Annotated in this window: 18 protein-coding genes and 1 other annotated feature; of the genes, 6 read left to right on the top strand and 12 right to left on the bottom strand. The window is 51.0% G+C overall.

The features are described from left to right. Window positions 1-134: 134 nt before the first annotated feature. The 4 genes from ACFOLF_RS26870 to ilvB all read right to left on the bottom strand — a co-directional run bounded on the left by ACFOLF_RS26870 (window position 135) and on the right by ilvB (window position 5225). Window positions 135-1679 (bottom strand): 2-isopropylmalate synthase, encoded by a 1545-nt coding sequence (locus ACFOLF_RS26870; protein ID WP_210045494.1) that lies wholly within the window; start codon window positions 1677-1679, stop codon window positions 135-137. Window positions 1680-1870: 191 nt separating this feature from the next. Next, window positions 1871-2863 carry a ketol-acid reductoisomerase gene (ilvC, locus tag ACFOLF_RS26865; RefSeq protein WP_210045493.1) on the bottom strand — a complete coding sequence of 331 codons (993 nt, stop codon included), beginning with the start codon at window positions 2861-2863 and terminating at the stop codon, window positions 1871-1873. 134 nt (window positions 2864-2997) lie between these two features. Beyond that, entirely contained in the window at window positions 2998-3483 is a 486-nt protein-coding gene (ilvN, locus tag ACFOLF_RS26860) for an acetolactate synthase small subunit (protein ID WP_210045492.1), read from the bottom strand. Beyond that, window positions 3480-5225, bottom strand: coding sequence for a biosynthetic-type acetolactate synthase large subunit (ilvB, locus tag ACFOLF_RS26855; protein ID WP_210045491.1), 1746 nt, complete (start codon window positions 5223-5225; stop codon window positions 3480-3482). Before ilvB ends, ilvN begins: the two co-directional genes overlap by 4 nt. 711 nt (window positions 5226-5936) lie before the next feature. Here ilvB and ACFOLF_RS26850 point away from each other — a divergent pair. Continuing rightward, on the top strand, window positions 5937-6392 hold the full coding sequence (locus ACFOLF_RS26850) for a GNAT family N-acetyltransferase (RefSeq protein WP_210045490.1): 456 nt from the start codon (window positions 5937-5939) through the stop codon (window positions 6390-6392). A 27-nt stretch (window positions 6393-6419) separates the two neighbouring features. Here ACFOLF_RS26850 and ACFOLF_RS26845 read toward each other — a convergent pair whose 3' ends face one another. The 5 genes from ACFOLF_RS26845 to ACFOLF_RS26825 all read right to left on the bottom strand — a co-directional run bounded on the left by ACFOLF_RS26845 (window position 6420) and on the right by ACFOLF_RS26825 (window position 9766). Continuing rightward, on the bottom strand, window positions 6420-6779 hold the full coding sequence (locus tag ACFOLF_RS26845; RefSeq protein ID WP_210045489.1) for a hypothetical protein: 360 nt from the start codon (window positions 6777-6779) through the stop codon (window positions 6420-6422). Window positions 6780-7090: 311 nt separating this feature from the next. Further along, complete coding sequence (gene rplT, locus ACFOLF_RS26840; protein WP_210045488.1) at window positions 7091-7450, bottom strand: 50S ribosomal protein L20; 360 nt, start codon at window positions 7448-7450, stop codon at window positions 7091-7093. Window positions 7451-7502: 52 nt separating this feature from the next. After that, a complete protein-coding gene (gene rpmI / locus ACFOLF_RS26835; RefSeq protein ID WP_210045487.1) occupies window positions 7503-7703 on the bottom strand; it encodes a 50S ribosomal protein L35 in 201 nt (66 codons plus the stop codon). A 27-nt stretch (window positions 7704-7730) separates the two neighbouring features. After that, window positions 7731-8273, bottom strand: a complete 543-nt coding sequence (gene infC / locus ACFOLF_RS26830; protein ID WP_379219634.1) for a translation initiation factor IF-3 — start codon at window positions 8271-8273, stop codon at window positions 7731-7733. Between the two features lie 5 nt (window positions 8274-8278). Then, window positions 8279-8443 (bottom strand) — a sequence feature (ribosomal protein L20 leader region). A gap of 84 nt (window positions 8444-8527) precedes the next feature. Beyond that, on the bottom strand, window positions 8528-9766 hold the full coding sequence (locus ACFOLF_RS26825) for a glycosyltransferase family 2 protein (protein WP_210045486.1): 1239 nt from the start codon (window positions 9764-9766) through the stop codon (window positions 8528-8530). Window positions 9767-10472: 706 nt separating this feature from the next. On the opposite strand from ACFOLF_RS26825, the gene ACFOLF_RS26820 reads away from it, so the two are divergent. Then, the gene (locus tag ACFOLF_RS26820; protein WP_210045485.1) at window positions 10473-11030 is read left to right on the top strand and encodes a phosphatase PAP2 family protein; all 558 of its coding nucleotides are present in this window, start codon (window positions 10473-10475) and stop codon (window positions 11028-11030) included. Here ACFOLF_RS26820 and trmB read toward each other — a convergent pair. Beyond that, complete coding sequence (gene trmB / locus ACFOLF_RS26815; RefSeq protein WP_210045484.1) at window positions 10949-11731, bottom strand: tRNA (guanosine(46)-N7)-methyltransferase TrmB; 783 nt, start codon at window positions 11729-11731, stop codon at window positions 10949-10951. The genes ACFOLF_RS26820 and trmB overlap by 82 nt on opposite strands. Window positions 11732-11890: 159 nt before the next feature. Continuing rightward, window positions 11891-12094: a hypothetical protein gene (locus ACFOLF_RS26810; protein ID WP_210045483.1), complete on the bottom strand. Its 204-nt coding sequence runs from the start codon at window positions 12092-12094 to the stop codon at window positions 11891-11893. A 311-nt stretch (window positions 12095-12405) separates the two neighbouring features. Between ACFOLF_RS26810 and ACFOLF_RS26805 the strand changes: the two genes are divergently transcribed. The 4 genes from ACFOLF_RS26805 to ACFOLF_RS26790 are packed head-to-tail and all read left to right on the top strand — an operon-like array spanning window position 12406 to window position 15426. Further along, window positions 12406-13371, top strand: a complete 966-nt coding sequence (locus ACFOLF_RS26805; RefSeq protein ID WP_210045482.1) for a TIGR01212 family radical SAM protein — start codon at window positions 12406-12408, stop codon at window positions 13369-13371. A gap of 7 nt (window positions 13372-13378) precedes the next feature. After that, window positions 13379-13981, top strand: a complete 603-nt coding sequence (locus ACFOLF_RS26800; protein ID WP_210045481.1) for a class I SAM-dependent methyltransferase — start codon at window positions 13379-13381, stop codon at window positions 13979-13981. Window positions 13982-14021: 40 nt separating this feature from the next. Next, a complete protein-coding gene (locus tag ACFOLF_RS26795) occupies window positions 14022-14417 on the top strand; it encodes a VOC family protein (RefSeq protein ID WP_210045480.1) in 396 nt (131 codons plus the stop codon). 40 nt (window positions 14418-14457) lie between these two features. Continuing rightward, the gene (locus ACFOLF_RS26790) at window positions 14458-15426 is read left to right on the top strand and encodes a type I phosphomannose isomerase catalytic subunit (protein ID WP_210045479.1); all 969 of its coding nucleotides are present in this window, start codon (window positions 14458-14460) and stop codon (window positions 15424-15426) included. Between the two features lie 187 nt (window positions 15427-15613). Here ACFOLF_RS26790 and ACFOLF_RS26785 read toward each other — a convergent pair whose 3' ends face one another. Further along, window positions 15614-16603, bottom strand: a complete 990-nt coding sequence (locus ACFOLF_RS26785) for a C40 family peptidase (RefSeq protein WP_210045478.1) — start codon at window positions 16601-16603, stop codon at window positions 15614-15616. Window positions 16604-17033: the final 430 nt, after the last annotated feature.

Genomic DNA, 17033 nt, shown 5'->3' with positions numbered 1-17033 from the left:
AAACAAAGACAGGCGGACATCAAATGCTATATATTCTGACTGAGAACCGAAAAAAAACGCTTCAGCTCCACCAATCAAAGGGGAGGCTGAGGCGTTCTCTGTTTGCGGTCATGCTATAATTACGGACTCCGGCTTTAAATCAGGCTCATCTTATCGCGCCGGCCCGGCGACTTGCGTTTATCGATCAAACGATTAAGCGCATCGATATAGGCGCGTGCGCTGGCTTCCAGAATGTCGGTGCTCAGGCCGCGGCCCTGCGCCGATACGCCTTCCTGACCAAGCACGACATGGACCTCGCCAAGCGCGTCCTTGCCCTGTGTAACAGACTTGATCGAGTAGTCTTCCAGCTCGACCACTTCTCCGGTCACCGCGTCAATCGCATTGTAGATCGCATCGACGGAGCCGTTGCCCTCCGCTTTTTGCTCCCTTACACCGCGCTCCTCAATGCTGATACGGACAGTGGCGCTTGGCACCGACTGGTTGCCGTAGCTGACCTGGATCGTTTCCAGCGTAAAGACTTCGGGCGTATCCACCAGCTTCTCCTCAAGAAGCGCGCGAATATCCTCATCGCTGACATCCTTCTTCTTATCGGCCAGATCCTTGAATTTCGCGAACGCCTTGTTCACGGACTCCTCGTCCAGATCATAGCCCAAATCGATAAGCTTCTCGCGGAAGGCGTGCCGTCCGGAGTGCTTGCCAAGAACAAGCTTGGATTCCTTCAAGCCGATAATATCAGGCGAAATAATCTCGTAGGTCGTTTTCTCCTTCAGCATGCCGTCCTGATGGATCCCGGATTCATGCGCGAACGCGTTTGCTCCCACGATTGCTTTGTTGCCCGGTACGACCATGCCGGTCAGCTTGCTGACCAGACGGCTCGTCTTGGCAATTTCGCTCAGCGTGAGCGACGTCTTCGCCTGGAAGAAATCAGCGCGCGTCGCAAGCGCCATCGCGACTTCCTCGATTGCGGTATTGCCCGCACGCTCGCCAATTCCGTTAATGGTGCCTTCAATCTGATCGGCGCCGTTCAGAATCGCCGCCAGCGCATTGGCTGTTGCCATTCCCAAATCATCATGACAATGCGCGCTCAGCTGAATCTTCTCGATGCCCGGAACCTCCGATTTCAGCGTTTTGAATATATGGCCGAATTCGGACGGATTCATATAGCCCACCGTGTCCGGAATATTAACGACCGTCGCACCGGCGCGAATGGCCATCGCCGTTACTTCACAGAGAAAATCAAGCTCCGTGCGGCCGGCATCCTCCGGGGAGAATTCCACCTTATCAAAATACTGTTTCGCATAACGGATCGCTCTCTCGGCAGTTTCCAGCACCTGCTCCTTCTCCATCCGCAGCTTGTGCTTGCGGTGAATCGGCGACGTAGCCAGAAACAAGTGGATGCAGGGATCCTGCGCGCCCTTCAACGCTTCCTTGACCGCGTCAATATCCTGCTCCCGCGAACGGGCCAGACCGATGATTGTCGCGTTCTTAACGGCGCGCGCAACCGCATTAACAGCCTCCAGGTCGCCTGGAGAGGCGGCAGGAAAACCGGCTTCAATCCGGTCGACGCCCAGCTTTTCCAGCTGCAGGCCGATTTCGACCTTTTCTTTCGTGTTCAGGTTCACACCGGGTGATTGCTCGCCATCGCGAAGCGTCGTATCAAATACATAAATTTTACGCAAGTCGTACACCTCCATGAACGGAATGATCCCGGATGGCGAGACTCCCCCCCCATTTGCCAGGCAGGCAGTGCGGGGAGCGTCCCGATAATCCGGGATAAGATGCAACCGTATTTAAGAAGAAAAACAAGCCCGCCGTTCATATAGCGTAAACGACGCAGCCTTCTTTCCCCGTCAGCTAATTCAACAGTCGATTACTTCTTGATCCAGTGCATCAATTCACGAAGCTGTCCGCCGACAACCTCGATTGGATGCTCGGCTTCGTTGCGGCGTGTAGCCGTCAGCATAGCGCGGTTGGATTGGTTCTCAAGGATGAAGTCACGGGCGAAACGTCCGGTTTGGATGTCTTCCAGAACAGCTTTCATCGCTTTTTTCGTTTCATCTGTTACAATGCGAGGGCCGGAAACGTAGTCGCCGTACTCAGCAGTGTTGGAGATCGAATCGCGCATGGAAGCAAGTCCGCCTTCATACATCAGATCGACGATCAGCTTCAGCTCATGCAAGCACTCGAAGTAAGCCATCTCTGGCGCGTAGCCGGCTTCAACCAGCGTTTCGAAGCCTGCTTTAACCAGTGCGCTTGCTCCTCCGCAAAGTACCGCTTGCTCACCGAACAAGTCGGTTTCGGTCTCTTCACGGAAAGATGTTTCGATAACGCCTGCACGGGTACAGCCGATACCTTTTGCATATGCAAGGCCGATTGCTTTGGCATTGCCTGTAGCATCCTGCTCGATTGCGATAAGCCCTGGAACTCCAAAGCCTTCTACATAGGTGCGGCGAACCATGTGGCCCGGCGATTTAGGAGCGACGAGCAGTACATCGGTATCTTTATTAGGGATAATTTGTCCAAAATGAACGTTAAAGCCATGGGAGAACAAGAGAGCCGCGCCTTTTTTCAGGTTTGGTTCAATTTCTTCCTTGTACACTTTGGCTTGCGTTTCATCAGGCATCAGGATTTGTACGACATCAGCGATTTTCGTCGCTTCCGCTACGGATAACACTTCAAAACCGTCGTTTTTAGCTTTGTCAGCCGATTTACCGGAACGAAGACCGATAACCACTTTCAAACCGCTGTCGCGCAGGTTTTGTGCTTGCGCATGTCCTTGGCTGCCGTAACCGATAACGGCGATCGTTTTACCTTGCAGAACGCTTTGGTCTGCATCTTTTTCATAATACAATGTAACTGCCATTGATAATAAAGCCTCCTTTAATTTGACCCTTTTGAGCGGGTGTTAAAGGAGGGATGGTCGGAATAAAGCTGCTATCCCGAGCTCCCCCGCTTTAACTCCCGCCCAAAATGGCGGTTCATGTTTAGCTTCTTCTACTACTTGGCGCTGCCGCGGATCATAGCGGTTACGCCAGTGCGTGACAGCTCGCGGATACCGTAAGGCTTCAGGAGCTCTACCATGGCGTCAATCTTGTCGGTATCGCCGACAACCTGAACCATCAGCGTGCTTGTGCCAATATCTACCACAGCTGCCCGGAACGTATCCACCACTCCGAGAATCTCCGGACGGGATGAGGGTTCGGCATTGACCTTGATCAGTGCCAATTCGCGGCCGACCATAGGGTTGGCGCTCAGATCGATAACCTTGATAACGTCAATAAGCTTGTACAATTGCTTTGTTACTTGCTCAAGCGTGTGATCATCGCCAGACGTGACGATGACCATCCGGGACAAGCCCGGTTCCTCGCTTGTTCCCACGGTGATGCTTTCAATATTGAACCCCCGGCGTCCGAACAAGCCGGAAACGCGCTGCAGAACGCCGGGTTGATCGTTTACGAGTACGGCGATTGTATGTTTCTTCATTCCGAATCCCCCAATAGCATATCATCGATCGTCGATCCTTGCGTAACCATCGGATAGACATTCTCGTCTTTGCGGACGACAAATTCGACAACAGCCGGTCCCGGATGATCCAAGGCCGCAATCCAGGCATCACGCGCTTCTTCCTTGTTCGTCGCACGGAAAGCCTTTACTCCATAAGCTTCAGACAGCTTTACGAAGTCCGGGCTGCCCGCCAAATCAATGTGGCTGGTCCGGTTCTCATAAATCAGCTCCTGCCACTGACGAACCATTCCAAGCACCTGGTTGTTGATAATGGCCACTTTGACCGGTATGTTGTTAATCGCGCAAACCGCCAGCTCCTGCGCGCACATCTGCATGCCGCCGTCTCCATTGATGGAGACAACCAGCCGGTCAGGATGCGCCATCTGGGCGCCGATGGAGGACGGGAATCCAAAGCCCATCGTGCCGAGGCCCCCGGATGTGATCCAGGAACGGGGCTGATTAAAACGGTAATACTGCGCCGCCCACATTTGATGCTGACCGACGTCTGTCGTTACGATCGCTTCGCCCTTGGTCGTCTCATGGATCATCTCGATAACCCACTGCGGCTTCAGCACCACTTCGGAATCGACGTAACCCAGCGGATGATCCAGCTTGGATTGCTGAATATGCGCACGCCAGGCATCGGCTTTGGCTGCATACTTCACTTCCTTGTTGGCCTGCTGCAGCACGGTTTTGATATCGCCAACGATCGGAATATCGGTAGGAACGTTCTTGCCGATTTCCGCCGGATCGATGTCAATGTGTACAATTTTTGCATTCGGAGCAAAACCGTCGAGCTTCATCGTTACCCGGTCGTCGAAGCGCGCTCCGATATTAACCAGCAGGTCGGCCCCTTGGATAGCTTTATTGGCTGTAAAGGTGCCGTGCATACCCGGCATTCCCATCCACAGCTCGTGGCCGCTCGGGAATGCGCCAAGACCGAGCAGCGTCGTTGTAATCGGTACGCCCGCTTTGGTGGCGAATTCATACAATTCCTCATGCCCGCCGGAATATACAACCCCTCCGCCCGCAAGAATGACCGGACGTTCCGCTTCCTCAATGGCTTTGATCATTTTGTCAATTTGCGGCTTCTTCGCCGAAACCGTCGGATTGTAGCCGCGGATGCTGACTTCGTTCACAGGCTTGAACATCGCCTTGTGCGAGGATACATCCTTGGGAATATCGATCAATACCGGGCCTTTGCGGCCAGTGTTGGCAATATGGAAAGCCTCATGGATAATGCGGGGCAGATCCTTAACGTCGCGCACCAGATAGCTATGTTTGGTAATCGGCATCGTAATGCCGGTAATATCCGCTTCCTGAAAAGCATCCGTCCCGATAAAATTCGTCGCTACATTGCCGGTGATGACGACAAGCGGCACCGAATCCATATACGCGGTTGCGATACCTGTCACTAAATTCGTAGCTCCCGGTCCCGACGTCGCTATACATACGCCGACTTTACCGCTTGCACGCGCATAGCCGTCTGCCGCATGAATGGCGCCTTGCTCGTGACGGGTCAGCAGATGATGGAAATCCGAGAATCCATGCATCGCATCATAAATGAACAATACAGCTCCTCCGGGATAACCGAAGACACAATCGACACCCTCAAGCACCAAGCTGCGAAGCAGCATTTCCGAACCGGTAATGACATCTGGTTTACTCATTCTTTCCATCAATTCTCCCTTTGACCTTAGCGTTGCACTTTGAGCGACCATTAAGTCGTCCTCCTCTCTAGAAAAACAAAAAAACCTTCCGCGCCCTGACGCTTGTTCAGCGTCTAGGGACGAAAGGTATATCTTCCGTGGTACCACCCAGGTTTGTTATTCACTTCGCAGCAAATAACCTCAACAGGTAAGAACGGCGTGCACGCCATCGTTCATACCCTGGCACATTAACGTGTGCCCTACGATTTCCCCTAATACGGTCTCCACTATAAGATGCTTCAATCATCATCCAATCGGGAAAGCTTTTCAGGGAAACAGCTCCGAGGTGAGCTCGTTGGAAAGGGTTTTTGGCGACGGTTGCAGCAAATCCGTCCGCTCTCTGAGCAAAAGAGCCCTTAACACTTCGTCCTCTTCATAGCAGATACATTATTTTGTGAATATCAGAACTAAACCTGCTTGGCCGTTCCGATATTTCCGGAATATAACGCTTATCATCCATGACGACACATAGCCCAGCCCGATACTTCGTGCCAGCGATTACTTGCATCATATGATGAGCTTCGTCTTGCTTACAGCTTATTATATGCTTCGGCACTGGGTTAGTCAAGAACCATTATAAGCTTCTGCCGAAGCAAAAACTTAAGAAATCCATCCTTGCACTGCGGAGCAATTCCCGGCGTCCGTACATAAGATGGTAAAGCATTATAAAAGCCGGTATGAGCAGCTGCAAATTCAAGCCTGGCCGAAAGCGGGTTGATCTCATTGATTAGACGTAGACGGGCGCGGACCGATGATCCCGAGATTATCCGCCTGATAATCAGGGAACTGATCCCACTTTCCTATACGACATCCCCCAGGGATGCGCAAGCAATCCGCGATCTGCCCAAGCGGCTTCGTGACGGCGTCACCTTCGTCGCTGCACGAACAAAAACGAGCACGCCGATGGGCTTCGTCCATCTCTATATACGAGGTGAGACGCTGCTTTACGACATGCTCGCCGTTCATCCCCAGCATCGGGGAAAACAGCTGGGAACCCAATTGATGGCACAAGGGGAAGCATACGGACGGATTCACAAATGTAAAACAGCCCGGTTATTCGTGGATTACAGCAATCCCCGCGCAATGCGGCTTTATACCCAGCTCGGCTATAAAACCGTCCGTGAACTGCCAGATTATCAATGCTATGAAATGATCAAATCATTGACAACCTCTTTTTAACTCCCCCGGGCTGCAAAACGGCAGTTATTAATAAAAGTTTTTAAATCCCGGCTGGCAGCATGGGCCTCCGAAGCCGCCGCCTCCGAAGCCGCCGCCATAAGGGCCTCCAAAGCCGCCGCCTCCGAAGCCACCTCCGAAGCCACCAAAGCCACCGCCGAAGCCGCCGGCAAACGGAAGTGTGCCGATTGCCAGTAAATCAAACAGTACGAGCGGCAGAATCGCTTTGGTCTTGACTGATTTTGCTTTATCTTTGCCGGCCGGTCGCAAATAGAGCTTATTCTGATGGACGCGGACGAGCTTGCCCGTCCGTACCGAGCCGTCTTTGCGAACCGCATAAATGGTTTTGCCAACAAGTTTACGAGCTTGCTCATTGGAGACGCGTTGCATATGCAATCCCTCCTCTAATTTTCTTGCGAACCTTTACTTCCGGCATCCCCTCTGCATAGGGCCATTCGCTTGAGGCACCGAAAGCTTAGTTGTCCTATATAGCTTATTCGGAACCGGCAATTAGGGACTGTACCGTTGTCCATAAGGGACAAAGATAGGCCGTGCGGTTGTCCTGTTTTTAGTTACTTCTTTGAGCATAGGCAGCGGGATAGGGTCACATGCCTTGAATTTCGCAAATTTCAATGGACACAACAAAAAAGAGCCTGTTCCATAGATGGAAGGCTCTTTTTGTTTCATGCTATGTGTAAACGCTACGCGTTTACTTTCTCTTTTGCGATGCCTGCAAGCGAGTTGAATGCATTAATGTCATTGACGGCAAGGTCAGCGAGCATTTTGCGGTTCACTTCAACTCCAGCTTGTTTCAAGCCGAACATGAACTTGCTGTATGACAGCCCGTTCAAACGTGCTGCAGCATTGATACGAACGATCCACAGTCTGCGGAAATCGCGTTTGTTGCGACGACGGTCGCGGTATGCGTAGAGCAGCGATTTCATCACTTGCTCTTTTGCTGTTTTAAACAGGCGATGCTTGGAGCCGAAGTAGCCTTTAGCCAGCTTCAAAACTCTTTTACGACGACGTGCGCGGACAAATCCGCCTTTAACTCTTGCCATGAATAGAAACCTCCCGAATGTTGGTTATGCTTATGTTTACTCTCGTAATGTACTATTTCAAGTTTGAAAGACCTTGCTTCAAGCGGCGTACATCGCCTGCTGCCATAAGCGGCTGCGTTGCCAGTACACGCTTTTGACGGGCTGACTTGCCGGAGAGCAAATGATTGCGGAACGCCTTGAAGCGTTTTACTTTGCCGGTTCCGGTGATTTTGAAGCGGTCTTTCAAACTGCTGTGTGTTTTCATTTTAGGCATTTGATGATCCTCCTCATAGATTAAACGTTAGTTGGTTGTTTTGGGCGCCAATATCATGATCATGCTGCGGCCTTCAAGCTTCGGCATACGTTCCATCACGCACAGATCGGCAACTTCCTTCGCCAACCGGTCAAGAATTTTCTGACCGACGGATGCATGCGTAATTTCGCGGCCGCGGAAACGGACGGAGCATTTCACTTTGTCGCCTTCACCCAGAAACTTCACAACATTGCGGAACTTTGTCTGGTAGTCGTTCTCGTCGATATTGGCACGGAACCACACTTCCTTGGTGTCCACAATCTTCTGATTCTTGCGGGCTTCCTTCTCTTTCTTCTGCGTTTCATAGCGGAATTTGCCATAATCCATGATGCGGCAAACCGGCGGTTTCGCAGTGGGCGCAATGTTAACAAGATCCATGTTTAAATCGATTGCCATTTGCAGCGCTTCACGAAATAATTTGATTCCGATTTGTTCTCCCTCGGCACCTACTACACGTACCTCGCGGGCCCGAATTTCATCGTTGATTTGATGTTCCCTGCTAATAACCTGCCACCTCCAAATTTTGCGAATCACAAACAAAATAAAAAATGCGGATCCGCACGGACCCGCATTCCATTAACCAAGATTGTAGGCATTTCAATCATCGCCACTCTCTAGCGGCGAGCCTAAGTCAATCATCGATCGCGAACCAGCCAGCCGACTGCCGGACAGGTGAGAAGCGGGTGCTTCTGCTTTTGCTTAACACCAGACATTCTGGCGCTACCGAATTAATATAGCATAACAATCCAATTGATGTCAATCATCAAATGACAAGCGAAGTCAGATCAGACCTGTTTGCTTTGCACTTCTTCCAGACGAAGCACACGCGTATGCTGGGTATGGCTCCATTGCTTGTTGTTTTGTGTAAAGAAGGCATAGAACGTAATAGGCAGCCATGAGAGCTGGAATACGATCATGGACAGCAGATGCGCATACATCTTGCCGGATTTGATGCCTTCCAGAATCATCACGAGCGGGAACATGACCGCTGTTGCTGAGATCGCAACAATCGGCACCCAATACGGCAGGTAATAATAAATCGACGTAAAGGCATTATGGGCAGGAATAATATTATCCATCCAGAGCATCGCAGTCGCTACAAAGCCGATAAAGGTATTGTACACCGAGATGGAATACAGTGCGGCATCGAATTTCACAAAATTGCGCTCCTTGATGCTCGCCCACAGCAGCGGGAAGAAGTAATGCCGCGCTACTGTAAAATGCCCCTGCATCCAGCGCAGACGCTGGCGTGATGAAGCCTTGAAGGTCAGCGGCTTCTCGTCGTATACCTTGGCGTCGTAATTAAGTACCGGGTGAATACCGCGTTTTACACACCGCATCGAGAACTCCAGATCCTCTACCAGGCTGGTTGCTCCCCAACCCATTTCCTTCAACAGCTCGGAGTCAAAGCACATGCCTGTTCCTCCGAGGTAGTTGGCCATGTTCAGGTTTCTGCGGGACAGCTGCCACAGCCGGTTGCAATACCAGTACGTGATGGCATACGATGCTGTAACCCATGAATCGGCAGGATTCTTCGTATCCAGATAACCCTGAATGACTTTCTTGCCTTCACAAAGGTCATTATTCATGTGGACGAGGAAATCGTTACCGACCAGGTTGTCGGCATCAAACATGACGATCGCATCGTACTGGCGGGACATGCCCCACAGCTCCTTGAGCATCCATTCAATCGCATGTCCTTTGCCGCGCAAATGCGGATTTTTCCTCTCGCAGGCATGAACGCCATGGCTTCGTGCAATGTCGGCGGTGGTATCTGTGCAGTTGTCGCAAATGACAAAAATATCGTAAAGTTCTTTCGGATAATCAAGCTTTTTCAGGTTTTCGATTAATGCCCCGACCACCTGCGCCTCATTGTGAGCGGCGACAAGCACTGCGAACGACTTTTGCGGTTTGTGGTTGAGATGTCTCTTTTTTCTGACGATACCGAATAACGAAATTGTAAACTGGTAAACACCGACGAAAGCCAAGAAGATCTGGAAAAAAATTAAAAGAGAATTGACCATAACTTTTACTGCCCCCTTGAGACCCCATTTTTCATATTCTCTCTGTTTTTTGTTGCGTGCGTTGTTCATTGATGCGGTTTTATGTTTGTTTTCCGCAGCCATAATGATTTTCCACACAATTATTCTTTTTGTCAAAAGCGCAAATGGCCTTTTTTCGGTCATGTAAGCTTGGAAAAGGGCTTACATAACCATTCAATGAGCTCAAACCATGTTTTTCTGTCGTTACTCCCTTATTTTGACTCGTTTACGAAAAATGCTGCCCATTTACTTAACGAAAATACAATGGGAAAAGTTTCATCCAAGCCTGTTTCCAATGTGACGAAATGATGAACGCAAAGGCATATTTCCATCATTCACCATTGGATACGGCGTTTTGGACAGTATCCTAACTTAAGCTTCTCATGTATCTCCATAACATCTTAACCATCCTATGCCGATTGTAAAACGGAAATTTTCGGTCAAAATACGATTAAATTCTCCCGTCCATGCAAAATAGGCGTTTTTCTTTGAATAAACGCCCCCAAATAGCTCGCAAGATACAAGAAACGAACTGGAACTCTAATTTGCACCCTAGTTCGTATAAGCCTATATGTGGTTAAATAGTGATAAGCAAATGATGCGGATTGACACAGCGTGAACAAATCGGCTGTAAACTGAAAATAAATTCGGAAAATCCAGCTTCGCCTTAAGGAAGGAGGTTTGCTCTGTGAGTCGAGTCGTGTACTGGCTGCAATCCAATGAGCAGCGGATATTTCTGTGGGTGAACCGCGGACCTTCCCATCGGGGTTTGAATAAATGGCTGGGAAGATGGTTGAATATGATCACGCATACGGGCGGCGCGACGTTCACACTGGTCACCGCCCTATTATGCGCGCTGCTGGCCGCCGAGCCCTGGCATACCGCTGGTTGGCAGGCGGCGATTGCAGTCGCCATCAGCCATTTACCGGTCGCGCTTGTGAAGCGCAAATTCCGGCGTTTGAGACCGCATCAAGCTCTGCCCAAGGTAAACACAGTGCTCAAGCCATTATGTGATTCCTCATTCCCATCCGGACATACCACAGCTATTTTTGCCTGGCTGATGCCCTGGCTGGCCGCAGAATCCGCTCTGATGCCTCTGCTGCTGCCGGTCGCTCTTATTCTTGGCGTCTCCGTCGGATGGTCGAGGATGTATCTGGGACTGCATTATCCCTCTGATGTTGCAGCAGGGGCTGTACTGGGATCGCTGACCTCGATGCTGGTGTGCGCCACCTGGTCCTTCAACTGAGTCTGCCGCTTGGTTTCCCTGTGCGCAGACAAAGCCTCTTGGCCGATGACAACCTCCACCCGGTAGATCGGATTGCCGCGATCGACAAATTTGGCTTCATATTCAGTCAGCACGAGATCGTCGCGCAATCCTTCCTTATGCAAATCGAGTGAAATGCTCCGCATATGAAGCTCCATGTCCGCGAAGCTGTTCAGCGAAAACTCGAACAGAGACTGGGAGTCTGTCTTGAAATGAATTTCACCGAGTGAATTCAGAATCTCGATGTATTTCGACACAAACCGCGAGTGGGTCAGCCTTCTTCGCGCATGTTTGCCTTTTGGCCAGGGATCGCTGAAATTCAAATGTATGCGCTGGATCTCCCCGGGAGCAAAAATGTCTTCGATCGTCTCGATATTAGCACGGACGAGCGCCAGATTCCGCGGATTCTCTTCCCCTTTTTCCGCCCAGGCGATGCGCGCCTTGTCGCTTGCCCGGCGAATCAGCTCGTCGTACATATCAATGCCGATGTAGTTAATCTGAGGATTTCGAACGCTCATATCCGTGATAAAACGTCCTTTGCCCATTCCAAGCTCCACATAAATAGGATGGTCATTGTCAAATAATTCGCTCCAGCGCCCCTTGAGCGGCGCCGCCTCCAGAACGACGAGCTCCGGCTGCGCTTCCAAGCTTTCCCGAATTCCTTTTCTTCCTCTAAGACGCATAGTCGCTTGATTCCTCCAATATCGCTTTACCCTTATTCGTCCTTATTGTGCCGAACAACAGCCCGCTTGTAAAGACCAGCCCCAAATATAAAAAAACAAAAAGCCGATGGCGTCAGAAGTCTCGCCGCTCGGCTTAGGCTGTATATTCAAAAAACCTTTTTAATTAAGTATCTGACGGGAATTGCCCTGCGCGCTGTCCGATTCATAGGTTTCCACCAAAGCTTCATTCAGCTTCTTGCGAGCTGAAACTTCAATATTATGGTTGCCATGAAAGCGAATACCGGCCAGTGCCATCATTTCCTTGCGCGTCAACTGAATCGTAACCTTCTCGTCCCCTTGGGGAATTTTCACTTGCGTGTTCATCCTGAATCACCTCACGGTTTTTAGTTAATAGAATTTCCAGAAAACCGACAAGCTATGACAAGTGATTGGAATAAGGGTGAAATAACCGAAAATGTTGATTTGTCGCACTTTTAATATAACACTTTATGTAAGGTATTGCAAGCCTTTTTCGTTAATTTGAGCGGATTTTTTTCCAGTAAATAATGGGGTTCTCCAGTCGTTTAAAACTGGATTATTATTGAGATGGGGCGGCGGCGTAGCGCTCCGTGCAAATTTTCGATACAATTGTGATTAATGATTGCAAGATGACTTATGCAAGAGGAGAACATGCTATGCAGGCGATTACGCAGATTGACCATCCGGGCGCTGCACCCAGGCAGTGGTCGGATAAACGGTTCCATACCTGGAACTATGAAATGCGCGAGCAGTTCGGCGGGAAAGTATTCAAGGTCATGCTGGATGCAGGGTTCACCTGCCCCAACCGCGATGGCTCCATCGCTGCCGGCGGCTGCACATTCTGCAGCGCGCGGGGATCGGGAGATTTTGCCGGCAGCCGCCGGGACGATCTGGTCACGCAGTTTAATACGATCAGGGATCTGCAGCATCTAAAATGGCCCGAGGCGCGTTATATTGGATATTTTCAGGCTTATACCAACACCTATGCTCCTGTTGAAGAGCTCCGTGAATATTATGAAGCGATTCTGAGCCAGCCTGGTGTCGTTGGTTTGTCGATCGCGACAAGACCGGATTGCCTGCCGGATGATGTGGTGGACTATTTGGCGGAGCTGAACGAACGCACCTATCTATGGGTAGAGATGGGACTGCAGACGGTTCACGAATCCACGTCGCAATTGATCAACCGGGCGCATGATACCGAATGCTATAAGGATGCCGTCGCACGTCTGCGGGCGCGAGGAATACGCGTATGCGCGCATATTATCTACGGCCTGCCCCAGGAAACACATGAGATGATGCTGGATACAGGGCGCGCGGTGGCAGCCATGGATATACAGGGAATCAAAATCCACCTGCTGCATCTGATGCGCAAGACACCCATGGTCAAGCAATATGAAGCCGGTCTGCTGCGTTTTCTTGACCAGGATGAATATATTGGTCTGATCGCCGATACACTGGAACTGCTCCCTCCGGAGATGATTGTCCACCGGCTGACCGGCGACGCTCCCCGCGACCTGCTTATCGGACCCATGTGGAGCCTGAAGAAGTGGGAAGTGCTCAATGCCATTGATGATGAGCTCAGCCGCCGCAATACCTGGCAGGGCCGGTTATGGGAGGCATAGGCTGAGAATGGGGTTCCTATCCGTTCTGGGCATGGCGCACAAGCTGGCTGGCGACCGGCTGTCTCCCGGAGATACAGCTGTTGATGCGACATGCGGCAATGGCAATGACACTCTGTTCCTGGCCGAGCAGATCGGCCCCCGCGGCCGTGTATATGCCTTCGATATTCAGGAGCAGGCTCTCCGGCGCACGAAGGAGCGGTTTGCTTCGGCCCTCCCCCGGGAGCGGCTTCCCGAGTTGTGTCTGATTCATGGCAGCCATGCCGGCATGGCCATGCATATCGCGGAGGATTCCAGGAAGCGCCTGGGCGCTGTCATGTTCAATCTTGGCTTCCTCCCGGGACCTGAGGCCGATACTTCCATTATCACAAAGACCGCATCTACGCTCGCCGCCCTGGATGCGTCCCTTGGGCTGCTTCGTCCGGGCGGCATTTTGACAATCGTGCTGTATCCCGGCCACCCCGGAGGCGATCAGGAAGCCGCTGCTGTGGAGCAATGGGCGTCCTCGCTGCCCCAGGGTGCGGGACAAGCTGTGCTGTACCGCATGCCGCAGAAGCCTGCCTCGCCTTTCCTGCTGGCGGTAGAGAAGAAATCAATCCAGACCAAAGACTAATCCCGGAGCAATCGCTTGAAATTATAAGGAGGAATTTATAATGGCTGTACGTAAACTGGAGCATGTAGGCATCATGGTTAAGGATTTGGATCAATCGATTCCCTTTTATACCGAAGTAGTCGGTTTGAAGCATCAGTATACCATGACGCACACCAACGGCATCATTCGTCTTGCTTTTCTCGCGGGGGCTGACGCCCAGGAATCCCAGCTTGAGCTGGTGGAAGGCTACGAAGGAGAGCTGGCTGTTGAAGGCAGAACTCATCATACCGCCTTCACCGTGGATGATGTTGAGGCAGAATTTGCCCGTATCAAGCAGCTTGGCGTTCCATTAAGAGACACCGAAATCACGACATTGCCCAATGGAGCGCGTTATTTTTTCTTTTATGGCCCCGATGGCGAGTTTCTCGAGATGTTCCAGCCTGCCCCTGGCCGATAGAACCGGCACACCACTATACATAAATAAAGGAGAGATCCACTTGACACAAGCTTATCCCCTGCAATTCAAAGCCGAAATGAAAGAACGCATTTGGGGCGGCCGCGCCCTTGAACAGTTTGGACTCGAGCTTCCGGATGGCGCTATTGGCGAAGGATGGATGATCGGCGATCATCCTAACGGTATAACCAAAGTTATGAATGGCGAGCTGGCCGGACTTGGACTTGACGACATCAGAGAAAAATACGGACGGGAATTCTTCGGAACAAAAGGATTTTCCGAGCGCAACGGCCGCTTCCCGCTGCTGATCAAGCTGCTGGATTGCAATGATGACCTGTCCATTCAGGTCCATCCGACTGATTCTTACGAAGGCCTGCCCGCTGGCGAGCTCGGAAAGACGGAAATGTGGTATATTCTTGAAGCCAAACCTGGTGCGAAAATCATTTATGGCCTCAAAGACGGCGTTGACCGCGGCATTCTCGCCAAAGCCATTGAGGAAGGCAAGGTTATGGGCTGTTTGCAGGAGGTCCCCGTGGAAGCAGGAGATGCCTTCTATATTCCGGCAGGGACCGTTCACGCTTTGTGCGCCGGTGTCGTCGTAGCCGAAATTCAGCAAAATTCCGATACGACCTATCGGGTGTACGACTACAACCGCCCAGGTCTGGACGGCAAGCTCCGCGAGCTGCATGTTGAAGATTCACTGAATGTCATTGCTTATGAGGGCGCAGGCGCAACCAGGATGAAGACGGATGCGGCCAAGGCCAATGAATGGCTGCAAATTGCCAAATCACCCTATTTTATCGTTGAAAAAGGGTTGGTGCGGGCACCGTGGAAGCTCTCCACGACTGCAGAGAGCTTCGTAATCCTCGTGGTGGCTGAAGGCACGGGAGCCATTGGCTGGAGCGGAGGCAAGCAGGAGATCAAGGCAGGAGAATGCTTTCTGCTTCCCGCCAGTCTCGGCGCCTATGAGCTTGACGGCGAAATGACCGTCCTGCGCAGCACCACTCCTTAACTTTCGCGCATAATCAGCATTGACTCCCCATGTTTTGCGAGGGCGAGTGTATCCAAGAAGCTGTCCGCATTCCAATAAAAAATCCCCGCCAGAACGGGACCGTTTCGGGTCCCGCTTCCTGACGGGGATTTTTAATTAGCTATCGGGCTTCAAGTGATCCTTATGAGGATGATGCCCGGTTCTATCATCAAATCGCGCTTCCGCCGAACATGAAGCGGTATTCCCAATGCTTGCCGGCAATCGTGTCCGTGCGGACGCCGCCTGATTCTTTGGAGTACGTCTGCAGGATTTGGCCATTGCCCAGATAGATTCCAACATGGGTAATCGTCTGTTTTGATTTATCAATGCCGGAATAGGCCGATTTGGAGGTTCCTTTATAGGACATGAAGAACATGAGATCTCCGCGCTTCAGCTGCTGCCAGTTTGTTGTGGTATGACCCTTTTGCTTGACATAAGTTCCCTGCTGACGGGAATCTGCCGGTAAAGTAAGGTTGATGCCGTCTTTGAATGCCGTCCGGACAAAATCGGAGCAGTCAAAGGTTGTCGTCGTATTGCGGTCGGAGCCGAACTCATAAGGCGTGCCCAAATATTTCATGCCGGCAGCAATCACTTTTTCGACCAGTGCGTTCTGATCGCCGCTTCCGTTGTTTCCATTGCCCGGATTAACAGGAGCCGTCGGCTGTCCGCTTACTTGTATGTACTGCTTGTCCGTGCTGATATATCCCGTCACTCCGTGCGAATCCCTTACGTTGTACCAGTAGGAGTTCGGCTGGCTCAGAATGGTTACCGTTTCACCTCTGGCCAGATAACGCATGCGCGCAGCGCTGGTGGAAGGTCCTTCACGAAAGGAAACGGAGGATATGATTGTTCCTGTTCCCGTACCTGCCGGCGCGCTGCCTCCCGAAGCTGCCGACGGCTTGATATAACGGCTGGAGGTGGACACATAGCCGGTGCTGCCCCCGGAATCTTTTACCTGGTACCAATAGTCGTTGACTTCAGACAATATTTCAACCTTGTCACCGGCATGCAGATACTTCATCACACTGCTGGATGTCGATGGGCCGCTCCGAAAGCTGACCGAGGCTACAATTTCCGCCGATGCTGCCATAGCCGTCAAGGGGACATTCAATAGAGCAATCAGAATAAGGGCCAAAATCATAGTTGTACGTTTTTTCATTCCAGTGATGACCTCCATTTTTGGCTTGCTTTGATATATTCGCGGTGATTTCAATTCTCATGTTCCGATGGATAACAATTTAGTTCCTTTAGCATACCCCTCCTTGATCTTCCAATTTAGGTCAATCCTGCTCGCCCTTTCCCATTGTACTTTCCACCCGTTTCAAGGATAAATCATACCTTCGGCTTAATTTACCATGGCAGGTATAGGATATTAGGATTATGAAAGCGATTACATAAATAATAAAAAAAAGCACCCCCGAAGGGATGCTTTTGGAAAAAAACCATTGCCAAATCTTACTTTCATGACATTAATATACCTTTTACAATCGGTCCTATATAAGTACTTTGGAACTATTTTATCCCAGTAGTTTTAGTTCCGAGGTAATTGTTTCCATTATCGATCCGGTCTTTCATATTTTACATTTATG

Origin of the sequence: Paenibacillus sepulcri (assembly GCF_042647105.1) — a bacterium.
GTDB lineage: Bacteria > Bacillota > Bacilli > Paenibacillales > Paenibacillaceae > Paenibacillus_Z > Paenibacillus_Z sepulcri.
The sequence above is the reverse complement of the archived record's forward strand: the minus strand, read 5'-3'. Positions and strand labels throughout refer to the sequence as shown.